The 6,000-nt window shown below is 52.3% G+C and carries 5 protein-coding genes and 1 pseudogene; 4 read left to right on the forward strand and 2 right to left on the reverse strand.

The genetic code is table 11. From position 1 onward, the window contains the following. The first annotated feature begins 31 nt into the window (after window positions 1-31). Window positions 32-838, forward strand: a complete 807-nt coding sequence (locus ACI77I_RS28215; protein WP_406999449.1) for a TlpA family protein disulfide reductase — start codon at window positions 32-34, stop codon at window positions 836-838. An 87-nt stretch (window positions 839-925) separates the two neighbouring features. Then, window positions 926-2,236 (forward strand): annotated as a pseudogene (locus tag ACI77I_RS28220) (TerC family protein); the annotation flags it as partial. 154 nt (window positions 2,237-2,390) lie between these two features. Here ACI77I_RS28220 and ACI77I_RS28225 read toward each other — a convergent pair. Further along, on the reverse strand, window positions 2,391-2,750 hold the full coding sequence (locus tag ACI77I_RS28225) for an acyl-CoA dehydrogenase family protein (RefSeq protein ID WP_406999451.1): 360 nt from the start codon (window positions 2,748-2,750) through the stop codon (window positions 2,391-2,393). 203 nt (window positions 2,751-2,953) lie between these two features. Continuing rightward, a complete protein-coding gene (locus ACI77I_RS28230; protein WP_406999453.1) occupies window positions 2,954-3,796 on the reverse strand; it encodes a hypothetical protein in 843 nt (280 codons plus the stop codon). A gap of 697 nt (window positions 3,797-4,493) precedes the next feature. Here ACI77I_RS28230 and ACI77I_RS28235 point away from each other — a divergent pair. Further along, entirely contained in the window at window positions 4,494-4,721 is a 228-nt protein-coding gene (locus ACI77I_RS28235; protein ID WP_078803859.1) for an AlpA family transcriptional regulator, read from the forward strand. A 547-nt stretch (window positions 4,722-5,268) separates the two neighbouring features. Next, window positions 5,269-5,970: an inovirus Gp2 family protein gene (locus ACI77I_RS28240; RefSeq protein WP_078822352.1), complete on the forward strand. Its 702-nt coding sequence runs from the start codon at window positions 5,269-5,271 to the stop codon at window positions 5,968-5,970. Window positions 5,971-6,000 lie beyond the last annotated feature (30 nt).

Genomic DNA, 6,000 nt, shown 5'->3' on the forward strand with positions numbered 1-6,000 from the left:
AACGCGGGTACATCACCAAGGAAGATCGTTAATGCTGACATTCAATATTGGTAGTTTTGTAATCTCTCTGAGTCACCTGTTGCTGATCGTTGCGTTACTGGTCGCTACCCTGGTTGGCCGTCGAGTCGCCAAAAAGGGTGGGGAGCGACTGGACTCGGTGCTTTTCTGGCTGTTGATGCTGGGACTTCTGGTCGCCCGGGCAAGCTTTGTACTGGTTTATCGGGAGCACTACGGGACTGATCTGTGGCGCATGATCGATGTGCGTGACGGCGGCTTTCTTGCCTTGCCAGGCGCCATCGCAGTGGTCGTTGGCGCGCTGGCCTGGGGCTGGAAAAGTGCCGCGCTGCGTCGACCGCTGGCGGCGTCAGTGGTCAGTGGCCTGCTCCTGTGGGGCCTTGGCACACTTTCGTTGAGCGTTTACGAGCAAGGCACGCGCTTGCCGAATATTCCTGTTCGTACGAGCACAGGAGAGACCGTCCAACTCACGCACTATCAGGGGCGTCCACTGGTGATCAACCTGTGGGCCACTTGGTGTCCTCCGTGCCGTCGTGAAATGCCCGTGCTACAAAAAGCTCAACTGGCGCACCCGGACGTAAACTTTCTCTTCGTCAACCAGGGTGAAGGCGCGGATATCGTCAATACGTTTCTCTCCAGTCAAAACCTGAACCTTGCGAATATTTTATATGACGGTGGCGGCAGACTTGGCCAAGTGGTCGGTTCGATGGCGCTGCCAACAACCCTGTTCTACAGCGCTGATGGCCGATTGGTCAGCAGCCATCTGGGGGAATTATCAGATGCCAGTCTGGCTCGGGCGCTCGAACAATTTGAAGCGCGTTGACTGAGCGTTGCTATCGTTTCTCTTCGTGCGACATCGTTAAATAACTCACTAATAAAAACCTGCCCCCCCTGAGGCTGAATACTCATTATGGAATGGATTGCGGACCCTACCGCTTGGCTTGGTTTGCTGACACTGATCGTGTTGGAACTGGTCCTCGGAATAGACAACCTGGTGTTTATCGCTATTCTTGCCGACAAACTGCCACCCGAGCAGCGCGACCGGGCACGGGTCATTGGGCTTTCGCTTGCACTGGTCATGCGCCTGGGCCTGCTTGCGGGTATTTCGTGGATGGTGACGCTGACCAAACCGCTGATAACAGTGCTTGATCATGCCTTCTCCGGACGTGACCTGATCTTGCTGTTCGGCGGTGTGTTCTTGCTGTTCAAGGCGACGATGGAGCTGCATGAGCGCCTCGAAGGGCATGTGACGCAGCGTAGCGGTAACCTTGGCTACGCGCTGTTCTGGCCAATCATCCTGCAGATCGTGGTGCTGGACGCCGTGTTCTCGCTGGATGCGGTGATCACCGCGGTAGGGATGGTGGATGAGCTCTCGATCATGATGATCGCCGTTATCTTCTCCATCGGCATCATGATTATCGCCAGTAAACCCTTGACCCACTTCGTCAATTCACACCCCACCGTGATCATGCTGTGCCTGGGGTTCCTGATGATGATTGGCTTTAGCCTGACCGCTGAAGGCCTGGGCTTCCATATTCCCAAGGGCTACCTCTACGCCGCCATTGGTTTTTCCATCCTCATCGAGCTGTTTAACCAGATTGCGCGTTTACGTCGCAAGAAGTCCTTGCAGGGCCCGCACTCGATGCGAGTCAGAACAGCGCATGCCGTATTGCGTTTGCTGGGAGGCAAAAAACTGGAGCTGGACGAGGTCGGTGAAGAGATTGTTGATATGGTCGCAAGCGATGGCCAGGAGCCTGTTTTTGGTCGACGCGAGCGCACTATGATCAGTGGCGTACTCAGGCTGGCAGAGCGCACCATTCGCACCATCATGACGCCGGGCGATGAGATTGATCGTCTCGACTTGAGCCGCCCTCAGGCAGAGCTTGAAAGCGCGCTGATAAACTCTGCGCATTCGCGGTTGCCGGTTACCCCCAGTGGGCGGATAAGCGAGGCGCAAGGTTTCGTCCAGAAAAAGGATGTGCTCAACACACTGCTTGCCGGCCAGAGTCCGCAGTTCGAAGCCTTCATCCGTCCGGCAGTCAGGTTGGCGAGCAACCTGACGATCCTTAATGCACTGGAGCACATGCGCAGGGAGTCCACCCACATTGCATTTGTGGTCAATGAGCGTGACGGGGTTATCGGGTTGTTGACCGTGACCGATATTCTCGAGTCCATTGCAGGTGATCTACCGGATGCCAGCGAGTTGGAAAACGCCGCTTTAGCGCTCAGGTAAACGTCGCCGGAGGGTACTCAATGGCGTGTTTCCAGCCCCATTGAGCGCCCTCACTCTGAGGTTAAGACTCGCTAAATCAGAGTGCTTCCCTTGAAGGGCGAGCAATTCATTGCAACCGTCCTCGATCGTTGATGCACGTGCGTCAAGCCAGGGCTCGTGAGGCTTCACCCCTGGTAAACATATGGAAAAGGCGATAGTGAACATTCTGATGCTGGATGGTCGTAACGCCACCTTGCTTACGCAAATGAGCGTATTCATAGGCCGCGCGAGCCGCACCTGTCCAAATGATCGCCATCAACGCATTCGCTTCCGTGATCACACCTTTCTCGATTTTGGCAAAATCTTCGGGCCCGGCAACCAGATGATCCAGCGGCATGCTGACATTGTCGAAGTGCGGTTCGCCCTGAGGCATCGCACGCAGGCCCATTTTTTCAAGCGGCGCGCCAACAGTGTTTGGACGCTGATAGCCCTGAAAGCCCCGTACTTTCTGGATTTCAGGCACAAAAAAAGACGCCCTTGGACGTCTTTAGATGTTGAAGTGGTGGGCCGGGGTAATCTGAACCCGATATTTAACTATCTGATATAAATAGTATTTTTTGGTTCGAAAATCTGATTGGAATACCGTTTGGAATACAAACGTTTGATGCTGTTGTTACAAGAAGGTGTCGTGTGGTGTGAGTGCATCGCCTATTAACGAGAAGCATGCTAGTAATCAAGGTGTATCCCTGCTTCAAACTCACCGGCTATGAGCCGCTCTATAACTTGCGGTCGCTTCAGTTTGTGCTTTGCAGCCAATTCATCTAGCTGGGCGATCACCGCTATCGGGATCATTACGTTGAGCTGTTTCTTGTCAGGATTGCGCACGTCGAGCTGCTTGCGATTCCATCTCTTTTTTATCTCATTGATGATGGCCTTTTGCTCGTTACGCCCGAGCCTTGCTCCATCGAAGAATATGAGCAGCTCTTTGTAATTGGTAATAGGAGTGTCTCGTCTGGACAAAAGACGATTGTCTTTCTCCAACCACTCCCAAGCGCATACACAGCGTTTGGCGCCTTCCTTCTTGTCTCCGAACCACTCGAATGCGCTGTCCTTTGCTTTGTGCCTAAGCCATTCCTTGCGAAGCGATTCGACTTCGTACGCCTTCTCCTCCAGGTCGGCATTCCAAATATCAATGATGGTAATCAGGTGCTCTCTACCTTTGAGGTGCACAACCCCTCTGGGCAGCCTCGCATCAGTGATTTTCGTGAGCCTGCTGAGTAGCCATTGATACTGCCTTTCGTCCTCCTCGATCCAAGTCAGTGACTCTTCTGGAATCAGGCTTCGGTCTTTCTCCCGAGCAATGCGATACAGGGCGTATTTTTTGCGCTTAAGGAAATCGGCGATCTCGTCTCGCATCGTCAAGCCGCGGCAGGTGCGTGGGTCAAACGGAGCGTTCTGAGTCATGTAGAGGTGTAGCCATAGCCAGATGTCGTGGCGAGCATTGCGCCCTGGATCGCTGAGTAGCTCGCTAAGCGCATCTGCCCCGATCAGGATGCCGGGATTTGACATAGTTAAATCCTATTATAAGTTTATTTATAATGCATTAAAGCTATTTTTAGGTTTAATTATAGCTTTGTTCTATTTGGATTCAATGAGAATCCTAAGAGAAAACTAGTGCTGATATATTTTAATTTTAAGGCTTTAATATGGCTATTTTATAAATATTCTATGTTTACTTTTTTAATTATTGTCACGTATTTTATAGGCTGTAGCCATGGATATATGAATTTATGAGTCTATATTTTGGCTTTCTTGATGTTCTGGTTTTGTCTGACTGATTTTTTTAGCTTTTCTGAGGCGCTGACCGGCTCAAGATATTCCTGCCACGACTCAATCTACGACCATGGATTGGGCGCCCGTCGTCATCAACGAGGGCTACCTGTTCTCGCAACAATTGGGCGATTGGTCATCAGGCGGGGTTAGCACTGCTACATCATCGAGGCGAGGAGCCACGAGGTCTAAGTGCGATTACAAGGGGTTGAGATGGGCGTGGTTGCGTAGTGAAAGGTGGTTCAGTTGTGGATCGGGGGGGGGCGACCGCTTGGTGTCACCAAGCGCTATCAGGAACGACTTCTTGATGGATGCCCGGGCAACAAAGGCCAGCCTCTCGCAGCGAGCGTTAGGTGCCTGGTCTATGGATCGACGGTAATCAGGTGATTTTTTACAAACCTGGGTAATCCTCTGAGCCATACAGAGGAGCCTGCTCATGCGAATCATCCGTCTGAAAGAAGTTATCGACTCAACTGGCCTAGCACGGTCGACCATCTACAAGTACATCGGCGAAGGCAGGTTTCCGTCGCCAGTCTCATTGGGTGGCAGGTCGATCGGATTTATCGAAAACGAGGTGCATGATTGGATTCTTGCAAAAATCGAAGAACGTAATCTCGCTGCTGAGGATTCAACCCGACGCGGCCGCTTGGGGTTAGTCAGCTAGAAACCACCATCTGTGCCATGACCGCCTGTGGCTGGTCATGGCGTTTATGCCGGTCGGACAGCCGGCGTATGGGAGATCTGTAAGTTTCCCTAATAAGCCGAGCAATACTGCTCCTCATTGCGCGGCTTATCAGGGCCTGAGGTCACCAAGTTTGTGACCGTCCCAGGGCGTGCGGAGATGGTTTTCTTCCGGAGTAATGCATTGGCAGAAATTGCCAGCCTGGCTGGAGAATTGAGGCTCCGTTTCCCGAGCTAGCCGGGAGAGTCATTCTCGGTAAAAGTAATATGCTTTAAGCAGTCCTTACCACCTGAAAGGTTTCAGGGTAACTCGCGAAGCTAGGCAGTAGCTTGTATGGGCATACTGCAGCTGGGTTCGCATGGCGCTGTTCCAGAGTGGAATATCACCTGATAGGCTATGTATAGGGGGGTGGTGAATCTAGGCCAATGTACCGATCATCAACCGTATCCAGGTAGGTTGAGCTACAGAGCTAACGGTTAAAAAATACTCAATGGGCACAGGTTATGAACCTAACCCAGGAGTAGTATCCATGCACCTTGATGCCCTCAAGACAAAACGCCCTCTGCTTCGTCATTCCGCTAACACCAATCTTCACCTGCACGACTTGCCTACCTATGATGGCCTGCCCGTAATGCTTGCCGCAGGGCCCTTCATCCGCGAATACCTTTTCCGTCTGAAGCAGACCATTGACCTAGCGCTAGATCAGCACTCAAGGGTGCTGGCATTCCGATTGGATCTACGCCTACCCATGGGTATCGATCTGCCTGACTACGCTTATACCAACGAAGTTATCAGCCGTTTCATCGACTCATTCAAAGCCAAGATTGAGCACAACCGCGCCAAGGCACGTGAGCGGAATCCGTACGCTCATAACAGCAAGGTGCGTTACGTCTGGGCTAGAGAAATCGGAGAGATGGGACGCCCGCATTACCATCTGCTGATCTTGCTCAACCAGGAGGCTTACTACACGGTGGGGTGGCTCAAATCTAAAGCCAGCAATATCAATAACCGCATGAAAGAAGCCTGGGCAAGCGCTCTGGGACTGTCAGTTGGTGACGTGAGAGGACTGGTGAATATTCCGCCAAACGCTGAATACCGAATAGAACGAGATGTGCGCCCTGGTTACGTGGATGAACTGTCTGCACTGTTCTACAGGGCTAGCTATCTCTGTAAGAGCTCTACGAAGTCCTACGGGGATAATCATCATGGGTTCGGAAATAGTCGGGGCTAATGCCTACCTGCTGCGCAATAGCGCCATGGC

This window comes from Pseudomonas sp. D47, from assembly GCF_045447305.1.
In the GTDB taxonomy this organism is placed as follows: Bacteria; Pseudomonadota; Gammaproteobacteria; order Pseudomonadales; family Pseudomonadaceae; genus Aquipseudomonas.

Excerpts from the sequence above, each read along its gene's own strand:
- ACI77I_RS28215 (WP_406999449.1), top strand. The coding sequence starts at position 32 with ATGCTGACATTCAATATTGGTAGTTTTGTAATCTCTCTGAGTCACCTG.
- ACI77I_RS28230 (WP_406999453.1), bottom strand. The coding sequence starts at position 3,796 with ATGTCAAATCCCGGCATCCTGATCGGGGCAGATGCGCTTAGCGAGCTA.
- ACI77I_RS28235 (WP_078803859.1), top strand. The coding sequence starts at position 4,494 with ATGCGAATCATCCGTCTGAAAGAAGTTATCGACTCAACTGGCCTAGCA.
- ACI77I_RS28240 (WP_078822352.1), top strand. The coding sequence starts at position 5,269 with ATGCACCTTGATGCCCTCAAGACAAAACGCCCTCTGCTTCGTCATTCC.